The sequence below is a fragment of the Nocardia flavorosea genome, assembly GCF_015477805.1.
In the GTDB taxonomy this organism is placed as follows: domain Bacteria; phylum Actinomycetota; class Actinomycetes; order Mycobacteriales; family Mycobacteriaceae; genus Nocardia; species Nocardia flavorosea_A.
The window spans coordinates 633,581-654,917 of sequence record NZ_JADLQL010000003.1; the positions used below are offsets into that span (position 1 = coordinate 633,581).

Annotated in this window: 23 protein-coding genes and 1 other RNA gene; 7 read left to right on the plus strand and 17 right to left on the minus strand. The window is 67.3% G+C overall.

The features are described 5' to 3' along the window. Positions 1-37: 37 nt before the first annotated feature. The 6 genes from ftsX to IU448_RS18185 all read right to left on the minus strand — a co-directional run bounded on the left by ftsX (position 38) and on the right by IU448_RS18185 (position 5,028). Positions 38-943: a permease-like cell division protein FtsX gene (ftsX, locus tag IU448_RS18160; RefSeq protein ID WP_195056788.1), complete on the minus strand. Its 906-nt coding sequence runs from the start codon at positions 941-943 to the stop codon at positions 38-40. Next, positions 943-1,632 carry a cell division ATP-binding protein FtsE gene (gene ftsE / locus IU448_RS18165; RefSeq protein ID WP_195056789.1) on the minus strand — a complete coding sequence of 230 codons (690 nt, stop codon included), beginning with the start codon at positions 1,630-1,632 and terminating at the stop codon, positions 943-945. The genes ftsX and ftsE overlap by 1 nt, the downstream gene beginning before the upstream one ends. 56 nt (positions 1,633-1,688) lie before the next feature. After that, positions 1,689-1,850 (minus strand): hypothetical protein, encoded by a 162-nt coding sequence (locus IU448_RS18170; RefSeq protein WP_195056790.1) that lies wholly within the window; start codon positions 1,848-1,850, stop codon positions 1,689-1,691. Continuing rightward, positions 1,837-2,712, minus strand: coding sequence for a mechanosensitive ion channel family protein (locus IU448_RS18175; RefSeq protein WP_195056791.1), 876 nt, complete (start codon positions 2,710-2,712; stop codon positions 1,837-1,839). The genes IU448_RS18170 and IU448_RS18175 overlap by 14 nt, the downstream gene beginning before the upstream one ends. Before the next feature lie 60 nt (positions 2,713-2,772). Further along, a complete protein-coding gene (gene prfB / locus IU448_RS18180; RefSeq protein WP_195056792.1) occupies positions 2,773-3,894 on the minus strand; it encodes a peptide chain release factor 2 in 1,122 nt (373 codons plus the stop codon). Positions 3,895-4,173: 279 nt separating this feature from the next. Continuing rightward, positions 4,174-5,028, minus strand: a complete 855-nt coding sequence (locus IU448_RS18185) for a helix-turn-helix domain-containing protein (RefSeq protein ID WP_195056793.1) — start codon at positions 5,026-5,028, stop codon at positions 4,174-4,176. Between the two features lie 142 nt (positions 5,029-5,170). Here IU448_RS18185 and IU448_RS18190 point away from each other — a divergent pair, with 142 nt between their 5' ends. Together IU448_RS18190 and hisN are read left to right on the plus strand one after the other, a co-directional pair. Continuing rightward, entirely contained in the window at positions 5,171-5,761 is a 591-nt protein-coding gene (locus IU448_RS18190) for an NADPH-dependent FMN reductase (RefSeq protein WP_195056794.1), read from the plus strand. A 155-nt stretch (positions 5,762-5,916) separates the two neighbouring features. Further along, entirely contained in the window at positions 5,917-6,702 is a 786-nt protein-coding gene (gene hisN / locus IU448_RS18195; protein ID WP_195056795.1) for a histidinol-phosphatase, read from the plus strand. Between the two features lie 92 nt (positions 6,703-6,794). Here the strand turns inward: hisN and IU448_RS18200 are convergent, their stop codons facing one another. Continuing rightward, positions 6,795-7,340: a DinB family protein gene (locus tag IU448_RS18200; RefSeq protein WP_195056796.1), complete on the minus strand. Its 546-nt coding sequence runs from the start codon at positions 7,338-7,340 to the stop codon at positions 6,795-6,797. A 343-nt stretch (positions 7,341-7,683) separates the two neighbouring features. Between IU448_RS18200 and recQ the strand changes: the two genes are divergently transcribed. The 3 genes from recQ (at position 7,684) to IU448_RS18215 (ending at position 11,459) form a co-directional block, all read left to right on the plus strand. Then, positions 7,684-9,546: a DNA helicase RecQ gene (gene recQ, locus IU448_RS18205; RefSeq protein WP_280458144.1), complete on the plus strand. Its 1,863-nt coding sequence runs from the start codon at positions 7,684-7,686 to the stop codon at positions 9,544-9,546. A gap of 118 nt (positions 9,547-9,664) precedes the next feature. Beyond that, the gene (locus tag IU448_RS18210; RefSeq protein ID WP_195056797.1) at positions 9,665-10,420 is read left to right on the plus strand and encodes a hypothetical protein; all 756 of its coding nucleotides are present in this window, start codon (positions 9,665-9,667) and stop codon (positions 10,418-10,420) included. Positions 10,421-10,469: 49 nt separating this feature from the next. Then, complete coding sequence (locus tag IU448_RS18215; protein ID WP_195056798.1) at positions 10,470-11,459, plus strand: helix-turn-helix transcriptional regulator; 990 nt, start codon at positions 10,470-10,472, stop codon at positions 11,457-11,459. A gap of 69 nt (positions 11,460-11,528) precedes the next feature. Here IU448_RS18215 and IU448_RS18220 read toward each other — a convergent pair whose 3' ends face one another. The 4 genes from IU448_RS18220 to IU448_RS18235 all read right to left on the minus strand — a co-directional run bounded on the left by IU448_RS18220 (position 11,529) and on the right by IU448_RS18235 (position 15,004). Next, a complete protein-coding gene (locus tag IU448_RS18220; protein WP_195056799.1) occupies positions 11,529-12,488 on the minus strand; it encodes an alpha/beta fold hydrolase in 960 nt (319 codons plus the stop codon). Positions 12,489-12,517: 29 nt separating this feature from the next. Further along, on the minus strand, positions 12,518-13,615 hold the full coding sequence (locus IU448_RS18225) for a PDR/VanB family oxidoreductase (protein ID WP_195056800.1): 1,098 nt from the start codon (positions 13,613-13,615) through the stop codon (positions 12,518-12,520). After that, a complete protein-coding gene (locus tag IU448_RS18230) occupies positions 13,612-14,514 on the minus strand; it encodes a metal-dependent hydrolase (RefSeq protein ID WP_195056801.1) in 903 nt (300 codons plus the stop codon). The genes IU448_RS18225 and IU448_RS18230 overlap by 4 nt, the downstream gene beginning before the upstream one ends. Positions 14,515-14,641: 127 nt before the next feature. Beyond that, positions 14,642-15,004 carry an ArsR/SmtB family transcription factor gene (locus IU448_RS18235; protein WP_228813327.1) on the minus strand — a complete coding sequence of 121 codons (363 nt, stop codon included), beginning with the start codon at positions 15,002-15,004 and terminating at the stop codon, positions 14,642-14,644. Between the two features lie 101 nt (positions 15,005-15,105). On the opposite strand from IU448_RS18235, the gene IU448_RS18240 reads away from it, so the two are divergent. Further along, positions 15,106-16,320, plus strand: a complete 1,215-nt coding sequence (locus tag IU448_RS18240; protein ID WP_195056802.1) for an MFS transporter — start codon at positions 15,106-15,108, stop codon at positions 16,318-16,320. 31 nt (positions 16,321-16,351) lie between these two features. Here the strand turns inward: IU448_RS18240 and IU448_RS18245 are convergent, their stop codons facing one another. The 5 genes from IU448_RS18245 to IU448_RS29015 form a co-directional block, all read right to left on the minus strand. After that, positions 16,352-16,987: a DUF2461 domain-containing protein gene (locus IU448_RS18245; RefSeq protein WP_195056803.1), complete on the minus strand. Its 636-nt coding sequence runs from the start codon at positions 16,985-16,987 to the stop codon at positions 16,352-16,354. Positions 16,988-17,108: 121 nt separating this feature from the next. Further along, positions 17,109-17,477, minus strand: a transfer-messenger RNA (tmRNA) gene (ssrA, locus tag IU448_RS18250). Positions 17,478-17,564: 87 nt separating this feature from the next. Then, on the minus strand, positions 17,565-18,038 hold the full coding sequence (gene smpB / locus IU448_RS18255) for an SsrA-binding protein SmpB (RefSeq protein ID WP_062972833.1): 474 nt from the start codon (positions 18,036-18,038) through the stop codon (positions 17,565-17,567). Between the two features lie 49 nt (positions 18,039-18,087). Beyond that, positions 18,088-18,315 (minus strand): hypothetical protein, encoded by a 228-nt coding sequence (locus IU448_RS18260; RefSeq protein ID WP_195056804.1) that lies wholly within the window; start codon positions 18,313-18,315, stop codon positions 18,088-18,090. A 48-nt stretch (positions 18,316-18,363) separates the two neighbouring features. Next, on the minus strand, positions 18,364-18,672 hold the full coding sequence (locus IU448_RS29015) for a hypothetical protein (protein ID WP_228813328.1): 309 nt from the start codon (positions 18,670-18,672) through the stop codon (positions 18,364-18,366). Between the two features lie 404 nt (positions 18,673-19,076). Between IU448_RS29015 and IU448_RS18270 the strand changes: the two genes are divergently transcribed. Beyond that, the gene (locus IU448_RS18270) at positions 19,077-19,820 is read left to right on the plus strand and encodes an SIR2 family NAD-dependent protein deacylase (RefSeq protein ID WP_195056805.1); all 744 of its coding nucleotides are present in this window, start codon (positions 19,077-19,079) and stop codon (positions 19,818-19,820) included. Between the two features lie 219 nt (positions 19,821-20,039). Here IU448_RS18270 and IU448_RS18275 read toward each other — a convergent pair whose 3' ends face one another. Continuing rightward, a complete protein-coding gene (locus tag IU448_RS18275) occupies positions 20,040-21,335 on the minus strand; it encodes a D-arabinono-1,4-lactone oxidase (RefSeq protein ID WP_195056806.1) in 1,296 nt (431 codons plus the stop codon). Between the last annotated feature and the right edge of the window lie 2 nt (positions 21,336-21,337).

Below are 21,337 nucleotides of genomic sequence, written 5' to 3' on the forward strand. Positions count from 1 at the left end.
CGTGGTCGTCGGGAAAGGGGGGGACCGGCCGGTGCCGCTATTCGCGTACGTACCAGCGCAGGGTGGCGTACGCGGTGAGCCCGGCGAACACGACGCCGACCGGCACCACCATGAGGGCGGTGGTGAAAATATCGTCGAAGGTGATCGCCGGGAAGACGTTGCTCGCGAACAGATCGCCCAGCGCCCGGTCGATCACCAGCGGGCGGGCCGCGAACAGACCGGCCGTGGCGAGCACACCACCCGCCAGCGCGGCCACCACCGCCTCCAGCAGGAACGGCAACTGGGTGTACCAGCGGGTAGCGCCGACCAAACGCATGATGTGCACCTCGGTACGCCGGGTGAACGCCGCGATCTGCACCATGTTCGCGATCAGCAGCAGTGCCGCCACCGCTTGTAACAAGGCCATGCCGAACGCCGCGTTGCGCAACCCGTCGAACAGGCTCACCAGCCGGTCCACGATGTCCTTGTCGTTGCGCACCATGCCCACTCCGGGGCTCTCGGAGAACTGCTCGTAGATCGTCGGGTACAGCGCGGCATCGGTCATCTTGACCCGCAGCGATGCCGGTAATGGGGTTTCGCTCACGTACTCCGCCAGTTCCGGCTGATCTTTGAAGGTTTTCTCCTTGGCCTCGCGTACCGCGGCATCGCGATTGAGGTATTGCACAGTTTCCACGCCGTCGACGGATTTCAGATCGGCCATCAGCGTCCGGCACGGATCGTTCACGCAGTCCGGATCGTTCGCGGAGATGTCCTCGGTCAGATACAGCCGCACTTCGAGGCGGTCCAGGAAGTACTGCTCGGTCTTGTCGGCGATCCGGATCGCCAGGATGCCGCCGCCCAGCATGGTCAGCGATACCGCGGTCGTCAGGATCATCGCCAGCGTCATGGTGACGTTGCGGCGCAGGCCCTCGGAGACCTCGCCGAACAGGAAATCCGCGCGCATTACCGGCCCACCTCGTAACCGCCGGTCGCCTGATCGCGGACCAACCGGCCCTCGTAGAGTTCCACCACCCGCCGGCGCATACCGTCCACGATCAGGGGATCGTGGGTGGCCATGAGCACGGTGGTACCCATCCGGTTGATGTGCTCGAGCAGCAGCATGATCTCGTAACTCGTCTCGGGATCGAGGTTGCCGGTGGGCTCGTCGGCCAGCATCACCAGCGGGCGGTTCACGAAGGCACGCGCGATCGCGACCCGCTGCTGCTCGCCGCCGGACAGTTCGCTGGGCAGCCGGTCGGCTTTACCGCTCAGCCCCACCAACTCCAACACCTCGGGCACGGTCCGGTCGATGAACTGGCGGCGTTTACCGATCACCTCCAGCGCGAACGCCACATTCTGGGTGACAGTCCGCTGTTGCAGCAGCCGGAAGTCCTGGAACACGCAGCCCACCCGTTGCCGTAACCGCGGGACTCGCCGTCCGGGCAGCCGGTCCACCCGGAAATCCGCGACGTGGATCTCGCCTCCGGTCGGGATCTCCTCCTTGATGAGCATCCGCATGAAGGTCGATTTACCGGAACCGGAGGGGCCGATGAGGAAGACGAACTCACCCTTGTCGATATGGACGGTGACGTTCTCCAATGCGGCTCGCGTCGCGGTCGGATACGACTTGCTGACGTCGCGCAGGGTGATCACGAGGAGTCAGTGTAACCATTCGATAACGAACCCGTCGGCGGGCGGTGCCCGGGCCGCTACCGGCCGGGAACCACCAGCGCCGGAACCTGGGCCACCGGGGCAGCGGGGGCAGGGGCGGGTTTGTGCTGGGCGATATCGTCCGGCTTGACGAACAAGTACAGCACGAAGGTCGTGATCCAGCTCCCCGCCAGAACCAGCGTCGATCTACGCGCGCGCATTCAGACCCTCCCGGCGCATCGCCGCGGCCACCCGCACCCGCAACTCGCGGCTGACTTCGAACTGTTTGCCCGGCAGTGTCCGGGCCACCATCCGGATGTTCATCTGGTCCACGGTCAGATCCTCCACACCCATCACCGTCGGCTCGTCCAGCAGCAGCGGTTCGAGACGGGGATCGCGGTAGGCCTGCCCGCCCACCTCGTGCAGCACTTCGTTGATCCGCAGGATATCGGCGCTCGCCGCGACCGGAACATCGATCGCCGCCCGCGCCCAATCCTTGGACAGATTCGTCACTTTCACGATCTGCCCGTTAGGGACGGTGATCACCTCGCCGTCCGGGTTGCGCAATTTGGTGACCCGCAGCGTCACATCCTCCACCGTGCCCTCGGCCGGATCCGCGACACCGGTCACCGCGATCCGCACCACATCACCGAAACCGTATTGGCGTTCGGTGATGAGGAAGAACCCGGCCAGAATGTCCTGCACGATGCGCTGCGCACCGAAACCGAGTGCCGCACCCAGTACCGCGGCGGGTGCGACCAGCCCCGACATGGAGAACCCGAGCCGCTGCAGCACTTCCATGGCAACCAGCACGTAGGCGACGGTCAGCACCACCCAGGTCAGCACCTGGGCCAGCGCATGCCGGTGTTTGGCCTCCTCGGACCGTACGAGCGCATCCCCGCCACGGAAACCCGAATCGATGCGCTGGGTCACCCGGTCGCGCACATAGGTGGCGAAGCGGGCGAACAACATGGCCCCGAGGATCAGCAGGACGATTTCGAGCCCCGACGAACGCAGCCAGCCCGTCACATCGGACGACAATGCCAGGGACAGGGCCAGGGTATCGGTCCCTTCCGCACGCATCAGACCACCCGCTCCCGCATCCACTCCGGATCCCTTGCGCCGCCCCGGAATCGGGGCGCGCTAGCTCTCCTGGAGAACTGTACTCATCCGCCAGCGGATCCCGGATTCGATGAAACCGTCGATATCGCCGTCGAGCACCGCGGACGGGTTGTTCACTTCGTAGTTGGTGCGCAGATCCTTGACCATCTGATACGGATGCAGCACATAGGACCGCATCTGATTGCCCCAGGATGCGCCCTCGTTGGTCTTGAGCGCATCCATCTCGGCGCGCTCCTCCTGCCGTTTACGCTCCAGCAGTTTGGCCTGTAGCACTCGCATGGCCGAAACCTTGTTCTGCAGCTGCGATTTCTCGTTCTGGCAGGTCACCACGATCCCGGTGGGGATATGGGTGATCCGGACAGCCGAGTCGGTGGTGTTGACGCTCTGCCCGCCCGGGCCGGACGACCGGTACACATCCACCCGGATATCGGTTTCCGGGACGTCGATATGGTCGGTGGTCTCGACCACCGGCAGCACCTCGACCTCGGCGAAGGAGGTCTGGCGGCGGCCCTGGTTGTCGAAGGGGCTGATCCGCACCAGCCGGTGGGTGCCCATCTCCACCGAGAGGGTGCCGTAGGCGTACGGGGTCTTCACCACGAAGGTGGCGCTCTTGATCCCGGCTTCTTCGGCGTAGGAGGTGTCGTACACCTCCACGGAGTACTTGTGCCGGTCGGCCCAGCGGATATACATGCGCATCAGCATCTCGGCCCAGTCGGCCGCGTCCACGCCGCCGGCACCCGAGCGGATATTGACCAGCGCGTCCCGTTTGTCGTACTCGCCGGACAGCAGTGTCCGTACCTCGAGGGCTTCGACATCGGTGTGCAACGCGGCGCGTTCGCCATCGGCATCGGCCAAGGCACTCGTGCGCGCCTCGCCCTCTTCCTCCTCCGCCAGCTCGTAGAGCACGGGCAGATCTTCCAGACGCTGCCGCAACTCCTCGACCCGGCGCAGTTCACCCTGCGCGTGCGACAGTTCACTGGTCACCCGCTGCGCGTGATCCTGGTCGTTCCACAACTCGGGATCGGCGGCCTGATGCTCCAGCTCGTCGATACGACGGCGCAGCTCCTCGATATCGAGGACCGACTCCACGGTCTTCAGGGTCGCGTCGAGTTCGGCGAGGTCGGCGGTAACGTCAGGATGCACGGTGTTCAAGGCTACTAGCAGCGCCGGGTGCCGAACGATCAGCCCAGGGCGCAGGGCCCGGAGGGAGTCCGGAGCAGGAAGCGCAGAGCGCAGAGCGGGGAGGCCGGGCGGAAGAGCACGGGGCGGTTGCCGGGTGCGGGGAGCGCGTCCGGAGCACGGCTACGCCGGGCATATCGCGGAACGGCGCGGTGGAACCGGCGGGAGGTCACCGCGAGATCGGTGCCGACGAGAATGCGACCTCGGTACGGCTTCGATGCGGGCCCGTGGCCTGCGCGGGCGTCAACCCGATACTGCTCGGAGGCCGCCGTGATGCCGGCCGGCGAGATCGTCCAGGGCGTCGGCGGTTGCCTGGTCCGCCGGCAGTTGCACGATGATCTGCTGATCGTCGTCGGCGGACAGGGCCAGTGTTTCGTAGGCGAGGCGGAGCGGGCCGGCCTCCGGATGCTCCAGCCGCGCGATACCGGCGGGAGCGGGCAGGTTGGGAACCGTGGCCAGTCGTTCGGTGAAGACCGCCCCCGCGGCGACCGTCAGCTGGTCGGCCAGTGCCGCGATATGTGGGTCGGCGCGGAAAGGGCCCTGTTTGAGGATGGCGACGATATGGTCGGCCTGATGATCCCAATCCGGGTATACCGTGCGGGCCCGGGGATCGGTGAAGACGAAACGGGCGAGATTGCTGCCGTGGTCGGTATCGAGCGCGCCGGTCGGTGCCATCAGTCGCCGATAGCCGGCCGTGCAGGCCAGTACCTCGGTCCGGCTGTCGACCACCGCCGCGGCGGCAGGTTCGAGCTGGTCGAGCAACGCCCGCACGGTAGGGCGGATATCCCGGACCGGGGCGCCCGGGCCGGTGCAGCTGAACCCGGTATCGGCCTTGGTCAACCGGTACAGGTGGACCCGTTCGTTGGTGGACAGGCCGAGGGCGTCCGCCAGCGCGGACAGCACCTGCGGTGACGGATTGCGATCGCGTCCCTGTTCCAGCCGGGTGATGTACTCCACGCTCACCCCGGCCAGCGTCGCCAGCTCCGCCCGGCGCAATCCGGGGGTCCGGCGCCGCGGTCCGGTGGGCAGCCCGACCTGTGCGGGCCGGACGGCCTCGCGCCGGCTGCGCAGAAACAGCCCCATCTCGTTCTCGCTCACCTGATCACGGTATCCGCGTGGGGGCCGCCGAGGGTGTCCCTGTCACTACCACTCTTCGCGCGGTCTCCCTGCGGCTCCGGTGGCGCGGCAGATTCGAGATCAGACGGCGGCCGCCGGGTCGCCCGACAGGATGGAGCACACCATGTCCGTTTCCCCGTTGCGTCTCGCGGTGATCATCGGAAGTGTCCGGGATGGCCGGTTCGGCACCGTCGTGGCCGCGTGGTTCGCCGCGCAGGCCGCCGCGCACGGGCGGTTCGAGATCGATGTGATCGATCTGGCCGAGGCCGATATCCCGCTGGTGCTGCCCGCGGTATCGCCCGCACTGGAACCGAATCCCGAACGTCCCGCCGGAATGCACGACCTCACCGAACGGCTGTCGGCCGCCGACGCGTTCGTCATCGTGACCCCCGATTACAACCACAGCTACCCGGCGTCGCTCAAAGCCGCGATCGACTGGCATTTCACCCAGTGGCAGCGCAAACCGGTCGCCTTCGTCGGATACAGCGGCGCCACCGGTGGGCTCACCGCGATCGAACACCTGCGGCAGGTGTTCAGTGAACTGGATGCGCACACCGTCCGCGAATACGTATCGTTCCCGCGCTACTACCTGCTGTTCGGCGAGGACGGGCAGTTGCTCGCGCCCGCCGAACCGGAAGCGGCGGCCCAGCTCATGCTGGACCGGGTGCACTGGTGGGCGGAGGCGTTGGTCACGGCGCGGGCGGTCACGGTGTGATATCGGGTCGGAAACCCGCGCGGTTTGCCGCGCAGTAAGCGCTACCAGGTGGTAGGCCGCGGTCGGTGCGGGCGTGTCATCGGCGATAGGCGGACCCGGGGCAAGCTCGGTACGGCGCCGTGGCCGTGCGGCGCCGACTCGCTAGGGTTTCCGTTGTGGCTGCTCACTCCTCTGACCTCGAACTCGCGTTACGCCTGGCCGACGAGGCGGACACCATCACCCGTGAACGGTTCGGCGCGCTGGACCTGAAGGTCGACGCGAAACCCGATCTCACCCCCGTCTCCGACGCCGATCTGGCCGTGGAGGAGGCGATCCGCCGAATGCTGCGGCACGGCCGCCCCGAGGATTCGGTGCTGGGGGAGGAGTTCGGCGGTAGCCCCGAGTTCACCGGCCGGCAATGGGTGGTCGATCCGATCGACGGCACCAAGAACTTCGTCCGGGGAGTTCCGGTGTGGGCCACGCTGATCGCCCTGCTCGAGGACGGGGTGCCGGTGGTGGGTGTGGTGAGTGCGCCCGCGCTCGCGCGGCGCTGGTGGGCCGCCGCGGGGCAGGGCGCGTGGTCGGTATTCCATCCCGGCGCGCCTCGGCCGATCACCGTCTCCGCCGTCGGCGAACTGGATTCGGCCAGTCTCGCGTTCTCCAGCCTGTCCGGTTGGCGGGAACGCGGTGTGCGCGAGCAGTTCATCGACCTCACCGACGAGGTCTGGCGGGTGCGCGGCTACGGTGATTTCCTCAACTATTGCCTGGTCGCGGAGGGGGCCGTGGATATCGCCACCGAGCCGGAGGTTTCGCTGTGGGATCTGGCCGCGCTGGACATCCTGGTCCGTGAGGCCGGTGGCACCTTCACTTCGCTGGACGGCCGGCCCGGCCCCCACGGTGGCGACGCGGTGGCGACCAACGGGCGCCTGCATCAGCCGGTTCTGGACCGGTTCGCCCGGTAGCGCCCGGGGAGCCGAGCCGGTGCATCGCCTTCCGGGCGGTCGTACCGGGTGAGATGCGGCCCGCCCCTGCCGGGACGGGCCGGACCGGAATATCAGCCCATTGATTTCGCCCCGTCGATGGCTTCGCGAATGATATCGGCGTGACCGGCGTGCTGGGCGGTCTCGCCGATGATGTGCATCAGCACCCGGCGTGCCGACCATTCGCCTTCCTGGAACCACGGCGCCTTGGGCAGCGGCCAGGCAGCGTTCAGATCGGGCAGCGTCGCGATCATTTCGTCGGTACGGGCCGCGACCGCGGCATACGCCTCGAGTATCCCGGCCAGGGTTTCCCCGGGCAGCAGCCGGAATTCGTCGTCGCGTTCGGCGTAATCCTCCGCGGTCAGCTCGTCGAAGTTCTTCATGGCCGAGGTGCCGTCGACGATGAACTCCACCCACCCGCGTTCGACCGCGGTGACGTGCTTGATCAGGCCGGCGAGGCACAGTTCGCTCGGGGCGGGCTGCGATGCGACCTGCTCGTCGGTGAGATCGCGGGTGGTGAAGCGCAGGAAGTGGCGGGCGCTGTGCAGTTCGGCCAGGATGTCGGCGCGCTCGGGGGAGAGGGTCTCGTTGGTCTTGTCGATGGTGGAGGTCGCGGCCATGATCTTCGCCTTCCGTCGGTGTGGGCGCAGTGGTTGATTCCGTGTTCGAGAACCACGTTATGGCGTATAGCGGCCATTTTTTGACCTCAATTACGGCGGCACCGATATTTTCCGGATTTTCCGGTTACCAGCGGGTGGCCTCGACGGGAGCCGGATCGACCTCAGGAGGTGGCCGCAGTCGCCGCAGGGTGTCGTCCACGGTTTATCCCGCTGCGGCCGGATGGCGGGCCACGTAGTTTCCGGGTGCCGCCGGGTTGTCCACATGGGGATGAACCCGGCGATCCGGCCCGTCCGGCCGTTCTTCGCGCGGTGCGGAGCTCGCCGTCGCTCGTAGGATGGCCGCGTGGATACCGCCGAAGACACCGCTGTGGCACCTCTCGCTCACCCCGACGACGCCGCCCACGAGGTATTACGCCGGGTCTTCGGGTACGACAGCTTCCGTGGTGAACAGCACGCCATCGTCGAGCAGGTGATCGGCGGGGGCGACGCCCTGGTGCTCATGCCCACCGGCGGTGGCAAATCGCTGTGTTACCAGATTCCCGCGCTGGTCCGAGACGGCGTCGGGGTGGTGATCTCGCCACTCATCGCACTCATGCAGGACCAGGTGGATGCGCTGAGCGCGCTCGGCGTGCGCGCCGGGTTCCTCAACTCCACGCAGTTCCCGGACGAACGCCGGGCCGTCGAGGCGCAGTTCGCGGCCGGGGAACTCGATCTGCTGTATCTCGCGCCGGAACGGCTGCGGATGGAATCCACGGTCGCACTGCTGCGCCGCGGCCGGATCGCGCTGTTCGCGATCGACGAGGCGCACTGTGTTTCGCAGTGGGGTCACGATTTCCGGCCCGACTACCTGGCACTGTCGGTATTGCACGAGCACTGGCCGGATGTCCCGCGGATCGCGTTGACGGCCACCGCCACCGAGAAGACGCGGGACGAGATCATCACCCGGCTCGACCTCGGCGGCTCGCGCCGGTTCGTCGCCAGTTTCGACCGGCCCAATATCCAATACCGGATCGAGCCGAAGAACCGGCCCGACCGGCAGCTGCTCGATTTCCTGCGCACCGAGCACCCCGGTGACGCCGGAATCGTCTACTGCCTGTCGCGGAACTCGGTGGAGAAGACCGCGGCCTTCCTCACCGAGAACGGGATCCGCGCGCTGCCCTACCATGCGGGCCTCGATCATCGGACCCGCGCCGAGAACCAGGCCCGCTTCCTGCGCGAGGACGGGCTCGTCATCGTCGCGACCATTGCCTTCGGTATGGGGATCGATAAGCCGGATGTCCGTTTCGTCGCCCATCTGGATCTGCCCAAATCCGTGGAGGGCTACTACCAGGAGACCGGCCGCGCCGGCCGTGACGGCCTGCCATCGACGGCCTGGATGGTGTACGGGCTACAGGATGTGGTGCAGCAGCGGCGGTTGATCGATTCCTCGGACGGGGACGCGGCGCACCGCAGACAGTTGCAGTTACATCTCGACGCGATGCTGGCACTCTGCGAGACGGTCGACTGCCGCCGCACGCGGTTGCTCGCCTATTTCGGGCAGCGCGCGCAGTCGTGCGGCAATTGCGATACCTGCCTGCGCCCGCCCGAATCGTGGGACGGTACCGTCGCCGCGCAGAAGCTGCTGTCGGCCGTGCTGCGCCTGAAACGCGAACGCGGACAGAGCTTCGGCGCGGGTCACCTCATCGATATCCTGCTCGGCAAGAAGAACCAGAAGATCCAGCAGTACGACCACCACGAGCTGAGCGTGTTCGGTGTCGGCACCGATCTGCGTGATACCGAATGGCGTGGAGTCGTCCGGCAGCTCCTCGCGCAGGGATTGCTCGCGGTGCACGGTGACTACGGTGTCCTCACCTTGACCGAGGCCAGTGAAAGTGTCCTCTTCGACGGTCGGACGGTGCGCTTGCGCCGGGAACCCGAACGCCCGACACCCGCGCGCGCGGCACGCAGTGCCAAATCCGCGAAATCGGCTCCGGTCGAACTCACCGATGCCGATACCTCCCTGTTCGAGCGGCTGCGCCAGTGGCGCGCCGATACCGCCAAGGAGCAGGGGGTCCCGGCCTATGTGGTGTTCCACGATGCGACCCTGCGCGAGATCGCAGCCCGCAAACCGGGCGATCTCCCGGCGCTCGGGGAAGTGAGTGGTGTCGGCGAGAGCAAGCTCGCCCGCTACGGCGAGCAGGTGCTGGAGGTGGTCGCCGCGGAATGATCGTGCCGTGAAAATGTTGCGAGTGCCGCGAAAGATGCTCTCGGCGATGAGGTTTCATCCGCGCGCTTCTCCCCGCCAGTGACGATAGGGGTCTGAACAAACCGCCTAGCCTGGCACTATGTCCAGCAAGCGCACACCGTGGTCGGGCTCACGCCACGGTGTCGACTTGCCCGTAGCCCGGTTCGGCCTCCTGAACTCGCGAATCACCGACGTGGCGGGCCGGGACTCGGACGGCGGTCAGGAGTGGGGACTCGAAACCACCGAACCCGGCCCGCCCGGTCCGGATCGCTCCGGCGCCGGAATCCCCGTCGGCAAACGGCCTCGCGGCGACGGGAGCGTGGCATCGTCGCGGACCGGGGATCCGGAGACTGCCGGCCATCCGTACCGGGACGGCGGCGCGAGGCCGGCGTATTGGGGTGGTCATGCCCTGCTGGGGCTGGTGCTCGGGATCGCGGTACTGCTGGCTGCCGGTGGTTTCTGCCTCGGTCGCGTCACCGACCCGAATACGGCCGGGAGGCCGGCGGTCACCACCTTCGTCGCGGCGACTCCGCAGGCCGAAGCCACCGGGCCGGAGCCCGCCGCGTCCGCCCCACCCGAGCCGGCCCGGCCCGCATCGCCGGAGGTCGGGTCCGGATTCGTCTTCGGCAAGGTCCGGGCCAACGATGGCGGGGTTCTCACCGTGCGCAGCGAGATCACCCGTGCGGAGGTGATCGTGTACTCCGATAGTTCGACCAAGCTCTACGTGCTGATCGCGAGCGATCCCGCCGGTATCGATATCGGCGCGCCTGTGTGGATATGGGGTCGCAAACACGCGGACGGGTCGCTCACCGCCCGCACCATCGCGGGTATCTCTATGCACGGCAGTACCAACTAGTCACCTCCAGCGGTCAGAAACCGGCCGCAATTCGAGCACAATCGAAGTCATGGCGAATACGAGCACGCGGACCCTGCGCTTGCTGTCGTTGCTGCAGACCCACAAGTACTGGCCGGGTACCGAGCTCGCCGAACGTCTCGGGATCTCCCCGCGGACCCTGCGGCGTGATATCGACCGCCTGCGCGACCTCGGCTACCCGGTCGAAGCGCAACGCGGGGTCGACGGCGGCTACCAGTTGGCGGCCGGCGCGGCGCTGCCGCCGCTGATGGTCGACGACGACGAGGCGGTCGCGCTGGTCATCGGACTGCAGGTCGCGATGCAGGGCATGGTCGAAGGAGTCGCCGAATCCTCGGTGCGGGCGCTGGCCAAGGTGGTGCAGGTGATGCCACCGCGGCTGCGCCGCCGGGTGGAGGCGATCCGGGCGATGACCGTTCCGGCCGATTGGGGTGGCCGCAACGACCCGGGGCCCGATCCGGCCGTGCTCACCACCGTCGCGCTGGCCTGCCGGGACAGCGAACGCCTGCGCTTCACCTACACCGCGGCCGGCGGCCGGTGTAGCGAGCGCCATATCGAACCGCACCGCCTGGTCTCCCTGGGGCGTCGCTGGTACCTGGTGGCCTTCGATCTCACCCGGCACGATTGGCGCAGCTTCCGGATCGACCGGCTCACCGCACCGGTGGGCGACGGCTCCCGTTTCCGGCCGCGTGAGCTGCCTACCGCCGATGCCGCGGAGTTCGTCCGGGAAGGGGTGGACCGGATTTCCCGTCCGTACCGCATCGAAGTCCTGGTCGAGGCACCGGCCGAAGCGGTCCGGGAACGGATCGGGCGCTGGGGTTCGGTTCAGGCCGTCGATGCCGGGCGCTGCCGGGTTTCGATGACCACCGATTCGCTGGACTGGCCCACCATGGCGCTGGGGTCGCTCGAGGCCGAGTTCGAGGTAATCGAGCCGCCGGAGCTGATTACCCAGATCCGCGAGTGGGGTGAGCGGTTCAGCCGTGCGAACGCCGGCCCGGGTGAGCGCCCGCCGGTGGTTTCCTGAGCGGCGGAAGCCCCGCTCTCCTGACAGCGCGGACGGACCGGGCCCGTCCGTGACCGGCAGTCGCCGGACCTACCCGAGTGTTTCGCCGGTGATTCCGGTACCTGCGGTGGTGAATTCGCCCTGCGTCACCGCGTCGACCAGTTCGGTGGTCGCGGTCGCGAGCAGGCCGGGATGCGAGAACGGCATCCAGTGCCCGGCCGGGACATCGCGGCGCCACAGTCGCGAAACCCACCGCGCCGAATCGTCGTATCCGGCCGGCCGGACCGCGATATCGCGCCCGGCGACGATCAATTGGACGGGGACATCGGTGGTCCGCTCTCGCGGCCGCATCAGATGCGTGATGATATTGGCCCGGTAGATGAGCAGGCCGTTCACCATGTCCTGTTTCAGGGTGGGGCCGAAGAAAATCGTCGACGGCGCGGTGTTGTTCATGAGCTGGATGAACCGCCGCCAGCGCTGTTCGGTGGCGAGCACACCGAACGCCAGCCGCGGCAGACCCGGAGTCATGAAGAACCCGGTATAAGCCGAGGACAGTAGTTGTGTGAACGGCTGCCAGATATTGCGCGGGCCGGGCCGGCTCAGCCGGGCCCGCACCCAGGCGGCCAGATGGTCGAGGTTCGGGCCGGATACCGAGGTGAACGAGGCGATCCGGGCGCTCGCCCCCGGTTCGCAGACCGCTTCCCAGACCTGTACCGAACCCCAGTCGTGGGCGAGCACGTGCACCGGCCGCTGCGGGCTCACCGCATCGGCGACCGCGAAGAAATCGGCGGCCAGTTCGGCGAGCCGGAAATCGGCGACCCGTGCGGTCCGGGTGGAGGCGCCGTGCCCGCGCGTATCGTAGGCGACCACGTGGAAACGCCGGGCCAGCAGCGGGATCACGCCGTTCCACAGGTGGTGGGTATCGGGCCAGCCGTGCACCAGGACGACGGTTTCGGCGTCCGGATCGCCGTATTCGTAGACGGCGAGGTCGAAACCACGGTGGTGCACGGTTCGTTCGGTCGCCGGGTAGTCGGATATCGATACCGTCACGTTGCTCTCCTGGTGCTGTCGGCGGGGGACTAGAGGTCGAGGACGAGACGTCCACCGGCGCAGCGTGATACACACACCAGCAGGTCGCCCTGGTCGCGTTCGGCGGGGGTGAGGACGTGGTCGCGGTGGTCGGGAACGCCGGCCGCGACCCGGACCCGGCAGGTCCGGCAGAAGCCCTGGCGGCACGAATACGGCTGGTCGGGCCGGTGTTCGAGGAGAACGTCGAGTGCGCAACGGTCGGCCGGCACGTCGATCACCTCGCCGCCGGCACCCAACTGGATCTGGAACGGTTGACCGTTCACGATGGGCGGCGCCGAGAAACGCTCCGAATGCAGTTCTGTACCGGGCATTCTGCGCACGATCTCGGCGAGGGACGCGATCATGGGCGTCGGTCCGCAGCAGTACACCGCGGTTCCGGCGCCGGCTCCGCCGAGCAGTTCTGCGCCGGTGGGCAGTCCGTGCCGGTCGTCGGTGCGCACGGTTACGCGGTCGCCGAACTCGCGCACCTCGTCCAGGAACGGCAGGGTGTCCAGGGTGCGCCCGGTGTACACCATCGACCAGGCGACGCCGAGGGTTTCGGCCAGCCGCATCATCGGCAGGATCGGGGTGATGCCGATACCGCCGGCCACGAACCGTACTCGCCGGGCGGGGGATCCGTAACCGGGGGCGGCGAAGGGAAAGGCGTTGCGCGGCCCTCGCACCATCAGCGCCGTCCCGACGGACAGTGCATCGTGCACTTCGCTCGAACCCTCCCCGCCGGGGATACGGCGCACCGCGATCCGGTATTCACAGTTGTCGGCGGGGTCGCCGCTCAATGAATACTGGCGCAGGCGTCCCGACGGCAGTTCGATATCGAGATGCGCTCCGGGCCGCCACCGCGGCAGGGCACGCCGGTCGGGTGCGGCCAAGCGCAGGCTCACCACGTCTTCGTCGTGGGCTTCCACCCGGCGTCCGGTCACCACAACGGGGATTCGCCGGTCGTCGATACGCGGTGTCAGGTCGCGCCGGTTGGTCAGGGCCGTCCAGTTCAGCCGGGCGCCGACGACGGCGTCGAGTACGCGCAGAGTGCGGTCCCGCCGGCGCCGCCCGTACAGGTCCGCGGGCAGCGGTAGCGCGTCCCGGATCATGAAGCCGCCCGGGCCGCGGGTGATTGCGCCAGATACGCGACGGCCTGTGCGGTCGATCCGACCGTCTCCGGACTGTATCCGGGTTCGAGGGTCGACAGCGCGCTCACCAGTAGGGCCCGGATCCCGGGGAGCGCGCCGCGCCACATCGACCGCAGAATTTGTTGCAGCAGCCGTGGATATCCGAGGTCGGGCAGGGCCGGGTCGCGGTGCACCAGGTACTTGGTCCCGCGGATCAGCAGTACCAGGAACGACGGGAAGACCAGCAGCATCACCGCGCCCCGGCGCAGGTATCCGACCCCGAAGTACTCGGCGACGTCGTGGGCGACATTGCGGTGCTCGACCTCTTCGGCGCCGTGCCAGCGATACAGATCGAGCATGCGCGGATCCGCGTCGAACTTCTCCAGTTCGCTGTTGAGCACCCAATCGCCCAGGAAAGCGAAGAAATGTTCCAGTGCGGCGATCACCGCTAGCCGGTCCACCAGCTGCTGCCGGCCGGCCCGCGTGGCGGTGGACCGCCGGGGACCGATGGTCTTGCGAAAAACGTACTCGGCCTGTTTCAGGTATGGCTGCGGGTCGATGCCGTTCGCGGTGAACAGCCGTTCGTGCGAACCGGCGTGGGTTTCCGCATGCATCGATTCCTGTCCGATGAAACCGAGCATGTCCTCGCGCAGCTTGGCGTCGTGGACGAAGGGCAGCGCCTCGCCGAAGGTCGTCAGGAAGCTGCGCTCGCCTTCGGGCAGCAGCAGGTTCAGGGCATTGAGAACATGTGCGGCGATCGGATCGGATTTCATCCAGTGCAGTGGAATGCCGGCCCACTCGAAATGGACGTCACGGGCGTTGAGCGCGACCTGCCCCGGGTCGGCCACGCGTTCGGAGGCGTGGTTGCGGAACAGCCTCATCGATCCTCCTCGATCGTCACCGGTACCGGCCACGCGGTCGTGCGGATGCGTGGACGCCGGGCCTTGTGACCATACACATTAGTGGGACGATGAGTAACAGACAATGCTGGTGAGGTTCCGCGAGGTGTCAGTCCGGCGGCTCCCATGCGGCCACCAGTTTCAGCAAGCCGGGAAAGCGGGCGTCGAGATCGGCCACGCGTACCACATTGCGTCGCTCCAGCCCGTGCTGCCACTGCCGGATCAGTCCGGCCTCGCGCAGAACCCGCCAATGATGTGTACGGGTCGATTTCGGGCGGTCGATCGGAAACCAGCCGCACGGCTTCGGGATACCGCCCGATTCCAAGTAGTAGGCGCGCACGATCCCGAGTCGCAGGGGGTCGCTCAGGGCGGCGAGCACGGTTTCCAGGCGTAGTTCTTCACGGGTGGGCTCGGGGAGCGGTTCGCCTGCGATGGCCTTGTTCGGGTCGGGGATCGAGTTGTCGTCCGGCACAGCTCTCCTTCTGTCAGTACGAGAATTATCGTACAGGCTGCTAAAGTTCGACTCTGTTCGTATCGGTTCGAAAAAACTCGTACTTGAGGCAGGAGTTCGATATGGCCGTATCCGCTGTTCTCGACGCGGACGCCCCGGGCGCCCGGACGGTGAACCTTCGAATCTGGTCCGCCGCCTGGCCCATTGCCGCCGTTTTCGTCCTGGCGAACGCGGCCACCCCGCTCTACGTCCTCTGGCAGGCCGAATTCGGTTTCAGTAAAAGCACGCTGACCGCCGTCTTCTGCTGCTACATGGCCGGAATGGCGGTTGCTCTGCTGGTGTCCGGAGTTGTCTCCGACCGCCTCGGGCGCAAGACCGTCCTGGTGCCCGCCCTCGTACTCGCGATCACAGCCGCGCTGATCTTCGCCGCCGCGCCGAGTACTCTCGCGCTGTTCGCCGCCCGCACACTCACCGGTGTCGCCAGCGGTGCGATGGTGTCCGCCGGGGTCGCCGCGGTTACCGACCTCGCGGGTCCGGCGCGCCTTCGTTCCGGCGCGCTGGCCGGCGCCGTCGGAATCGCGGCCGGAACCGGGCTCGGACCACTGCTGGGCGGGATCCTCTCGGAAGTCGCGCCGGGCCCGACGGTCACCGTTTTCCTGGTCGAGACCCTGTTCCTGCTGATCGCGCTGCTGTTGGTCGCCGTACTGCCGATGCCGCGCCCACCCGAGACCCAGGCGCGCGGCTGGGTCCGCCTGCCGCGGGTGCCCCGCCCGAAACGCCGCCACCTGCTCATCGGCGTGATGGTCGCCGGTCCGGCGTTGAGTACCACCGCGTTCACGCTGTCACTGGCGCCGTCGCTGCTGTCCGAACTGCTCGGCACCACCAACCGGATCGTCGCCGGCGCCGTGGCATGCCTGACGTTCACGGTCGCCACCGGCGTCCAGTTCGCGCTGCGCGGTCTGCCCGTGCGGCGCCTGCTGCTGCTCGCCACGGCGAGCACCGTCGCCTGCGTCGCGACCCTGGTATTCGCGGTCAGCCACTCCTCGGTGCCCGGCCTCGCGCTGGCAGCCGCGCTGGCCGGCCTCGCCTATGGTCCCGGTATGCTCGGCGGTCTCTCCCTGCTCAACGGTGATATCCCGGCCGACCGGCTGGCCGAGGCCAATGCCGCACTCAATATCGGCGCCTATACCGTCGCCGGGGTCGCGATCTTGGGTCTCGGTGCGCTGAGCGATGCCGTCGGGTTCGCGCTCGGGGTGACGCTGTTCGCTCTGGTGGTCGCCGCCGCCTCGGTGGCGGGTGCTTCTCTCGTGCTTTCCGGCGCGCGAAGTCCCCGGTGAAATACGGCGAGGATCCGGTCCGGCCCCGGACTCATGTGCCGACGACGGCCCCGAGCCACTCCACGAGGGGGCGCAGAGTTTCCCACGACCGGCGGACCTCCGTGGCCGTCCGGGGCGTGGCGAGCCAGCCGGGCGTGCCGAACTCCCGGCTCGACACCAGCGTTCTGTGCCGCAGCAGGTCGATGCGGGGGTGGTCGATGGGGTAGCCCTTCGGGCGCGTCTTCAGCTTGTCGCCGCCGAGGGTGTAGTCGGCCCGTACGAGTTCGTCCAGGATTTTCTCCAGCTCGGTGCCACGCACGTCGTCGTCGAGGGTAGTGCGCAGCCGCGTCAGCTGTTCGGGCGTGGCCGCGTAGAGGCCACCGGCGACGAACAGCCCGGGTGCGCCGATCTGGACGTACCAGCCGACGCCCGGCGCGGTATGCACCACCGCGCCCTGATGGGTCTTGTACGGCGACTTGTCCTTGGAAAAACGAACGTCACGGTAGGGGCGGAAAATCTTGGCGGGGCCGAAGCCGGGCTCGAGATCGGCAACCAACGCGGTCATCGGCCGTTTGACGGCCTCGTCGTATAGGTGCTTGTTGGCGGCCCAGAACGTCCTCGAGTTATCGGCCTCGAGATCCTCGTAGAAGTCCGGCCCGGCGATCGGAAACCCCGCGAACTCGCTCATGACCTCGAACCTATCGCCTGCCACGCGAGCGCACGACGCCAGCGGCAGGCAGGCTCCCACCAGCTGGGTTGGTGGGAGGATTGAAAAAGGCCCCTCACCTGCATTGCAAGTGAGGGGCCCGCTGTGGAGCTGCCGGGAATCGAACCCGGGTCCTCCGCCGCTTCTTCAGGGCTTCTCCGTGTGCAGTTCGCTGGGCCTCTACTCGGATCTCCCGGTCTCGCGAACAAGCCGGGATGACGATCCCAGTCGCTGTTGGATGTCCCGCGTTACTCCGCGACCGAGTCGCGCGGTGAGCCCTCTAGCTGATGCCGGCACCGAAGCCGAGGGCGAACCTCGGGCCGACAGAGACGCTATCGCTTAGGCAGCGAGAGCGTACTCGCGCTGATGAGAATCGGCGCTTAATTGGTTGCAACGACGCTTACGGTGGTCTCTTGCCTGCACCGACACGCTTCCCCTGAATCTACGTACGCAGTCGAAACCGTTCAGCCCCGTACGTCCCGGCACCTTGCCGGGCCAGTCATATTAACACTTCGGGCACCGTCGTTCATTCCCGTTTTGCCGGTGCCGTTCGCGCCGGTCAGCGCATCCCTTTGATACGCCGGCCGAGTTCGCGGGTGACCTCGCGTTCGGCGGTGCGCCGGGCCAGGTCCTGGCGTTTGTCGTAGTCCTGTTTACCTTTGGCGAGGGCCAGTTCGACCTTCACCTTGCCGTCGGAGAAGTACATCGACAGCGGGACCAGGGTCTGGTTCCCCTCTCGCGATTTGCCGACGAGCCGTTCGATCTCCCGCTTGTGCAGCAGTAGCTTGCGGACCCGGCGTGGCGAGTGGTTGGTCCAGGTGCCGTGACTGAATTCCGGGATGTGCAGGCCACGCAGCCAGACTTCCCCGTTGTCCACGGTCGCGAAGGCGTCCACCAGAGAGGCTTTGCCCTCACGCAGACTCTTGACCTCGGTACCGACCAACGCGATCCCGGCCTCGTAGGTGTCGAGGATCGTGTAGTTGTGCCGTGCCCGGCGGTTGGTCGCGATGACCTTGCGCCCCTTCTCCTTCATGACGACAACCTTAAAGCGCCGCGGCAACCGGATTGTTCCCGGCCGCCGCTCAGCCTGGTTGTAGTAGCAGGTAGAGGATCAGAACCGCGGAAAAAGCGGTGACGAGTAGCACGGTGGAAAGACGCGGCCGGTGTGTGCGGCGGGCGCGGCGTTGCAGCCAGTTGTGTTCCACTGCGGGGTCCGTGCGGAGGCTCCGGTCCGGCGCGTCGACCGGTTCGGCGGGTGCTCCCGGGCCCCCGCCCTCGATGCTTTCCTCGGACCCGTCCCCGGATGCCATGCTCGCAGGCTAGTCCTGCGGACAGGTATTCGGGAACGGGGCGCGTGGTCAGCGAGGGGTTCTCAGGATCCGCAGGGTGATGCCCAGGCCGACGAGAATGCTGGCGGTGGCGATCAGTGCGGTGGAAAACGATTGGGTGATTGCGGCGATTCCGGTACTGAAAATGAGGCAGGTGGCGAGCGCCAGCAATGCGGTGCCCCATTCCATACCGGCGATCCGGGTTGGTCGGTTACGCAGTGCTGTCATGTTTTTCGGGTACCCCGCTGCCTGGGTTATCAAACCGTTATTGCTGTAGTTCTGGGCCGGTAGGTGTTCGACCCGCAGATCTGCCGTACGGGGTGCGCGGTGGCGAGCCATGGCGGAACCTCCGTCTCGGTGTGGGTGCGGCAACTGTGTTCACCGTAACGGACAAATTTCCGCTTGGATACCGGATGGCAAATCTCGAGACAACCATCACAGTGTGTGGGATCGGCGGGTGTGTGCGCCGTGTTGTTGCCGTGATCTTTCAGGAAAAATGCCAGTTCAGAAGGGTTAGGTCTCGGCGATGCGCCAGAACCGTACCGGAGGATTGTTTCGCTGGTGTCGCGCCGGTGTGAACCCTGTTTTCGGTTGCTGAAAGTTAGCTGTCTGGCGTCGGGGGGCCGCTGGGCGATTACCGAGGCGCGGCCTGCCTAAGCTTGCGATATGCGGATTCAATACCGGTACGAACCCGGGCCGAGTGCCCGCCCCCGCGGAATCCGGCCGGTACCGGAGGTGCTGCGGTGACCCGGTGGCACGAACGTCCGGGTCGGATCGCCGTGCTCACCGGCGCGGGAATTTCCACCGACAGCGGGATCCCCGATTTCCGCGGCTCGCGCGGGGTGTGGACCGAGGATCCGGTAGCGGAACTGCTGTCGACCTATGACAACTATGTTTCCGACCCCGCCCTGCGGGAACGGTCCTGGCTGGCCCGCCGGGACAATCCGGCCTGGGGCGCCGAACCGAACCCGGGGCATCGGGCGCTGGTGGAGCTGGAGCGGGCCGGGCGTGCGCTCACGATCGTCACCCAGAACGTCGACCGCCTACATCAGCGGGCCGGCTCGAACCCGCAGCGCGTGATCGAAATCCACGGCAATATGTTCGATGTGGTCTGTGTGGATTGCGCCTACACCGCGACCATGGCCGAGACCCTCGACCGGGTCGCGGCCGGTGAACCCGACCCGTCCTGCCCGGAATGCGGGGGCATCCTGAAAGCCGCCGTCATCATGTTCGGCCAGGCGCTGGACCAGCGCACCCTGCTCAAGGCATCGCTGGCAGCCGAGACGGCGGATATCTTTCTCGCTGTCGGCACATCGCTACAGGTGGAACCCGCCGCCTCGCTGTGCGGCCGGGCGGTGGCCGCGGGCGCTTCGCTGATCATCGTGAACGCCGAACCCACGCCGTACGATTCGATGGCCACCCAGGTCGTTCGCGAACCCATCGGCGAGGCGCTACCCCGGCTGGTCGATGTGATCCTGGAACAATAAGGCCCGGGCGTTGCGGATTCGGCGAGTGCTGGAGGGGCATCGGGCGACCGAGACCGTATCGAGACCGTCGCCCACAGGCGCTCGGCTACCTGGGTCTTGTGCTTTGCGGCACCGGGAGCCCGGCCGGATCCCGGTGCTGTCGCGTAGTTCGAATCATGGCCGGCCGCAGGTGGCGCGGGGCCGGTCGCAGGTGGCGCGGGGCGGTCGCACCCCGCCGGTCTACACCGGGTCCAGTACCCGGTCCAGGTAGTCGTTGGCGAAACGACCTTCCGGATCGTAGTGCCGGCGCACTGCGGCGAAACGGTCCCAGTCCGGATAGCGCGCCCGGAGCGTCTCTGCGGTCTGGTAGTGGCGTTTACCCCAGTGTGGGCGGCCCTCGTACCGGTCGAAAACCGTTTCGCAGGCGCGGAAGAACGGTTCGTGATCCATTCCTTCGTACTGATGCACCGCGATATAGCAGGTCGCGCGGCCGCCCGCGGGGGAGAGGAAGGCGTCGTCGCCGGCGACCCAGCGCACTTCGATGGGCATCGGTGAGTCGAATCGGCGAGCGGTTTCCTTGATCTCGCGGATCGCCTCGACCGAATGTTCGCGCGGTATCGCGTACTCCATTTCGGTGAACCGGAACAGCCGTGGGCTGGTGAACACTCGGTAGGAGCGGTCCACTTGGCGCCGGTAGCTGAACGCGTAGGCGGCAGCCCGCTGGAGCGGCGGAATCAGGGCCGGTCGCCGGCGGGCCAGCCGGCACAGTGCGTCGCTGGCGTAATTGGATACGGCGATATCGGTGAACCAGTCGACGGCCTTGTGTCGCGGTGCGGGCGGCAGATCGACGCGATTGTTGCGTTTGGTCATCGCGATCGGGCTGTGCGCGAACATGTAGAACTCGAAATGTTCGTTGCCGTCGACATAGGAGTCCAGATCGTCCAGGATCTCCGCTACCGGTACCGGCCGCTCCACGCCCTCGAGCACGAAGGAGGGGACGAGTTGGAGGGTGAAGGCGGTGATCACGCCGAGCGCGCCGACGCTGACCCGTGCCGCCCGCCAGGCCTCGGCGCCGGACTGTTCGGTCAGCTCCACTGTTCTGCCGTCGGCGGTCATCAACTCCACCCCGTGCAGTTGCGCGGAGAGGTTGGGAAGTCGGGCGCCTGTGCCGTGGGTGCCGGTGGCGGTGGCGCCGGCGAGGGTCTGGGCGTCGATGTCCCCGAGGTTCGGGAAGGCGAGGCCGTGCTGGTCGAGCCGGTCGCTGAGTGCGGCGAGCGTCATTCCGGCCTGGACTCTGGCCCGGCCGGTCTCGCGGTCCACCTCGAGTACGCGATTCATCCGCGACAGGTCCAGCAGCAGTCCGTCGGTCAGGCACGCGCCGGTGAAGGAATGTCCCGATCCCGCGACGCGAACCCGGTGCCCATTCGCCGCGGCCCGGCCCAGCTCATCGGCCAGTTCGGCGCGATCGCGCGGCGCGGCCAGCCGGGCCGGTGCGCATTGCTGATCGCCGGCCCAGTTCACCCATAACTTGGTCACGT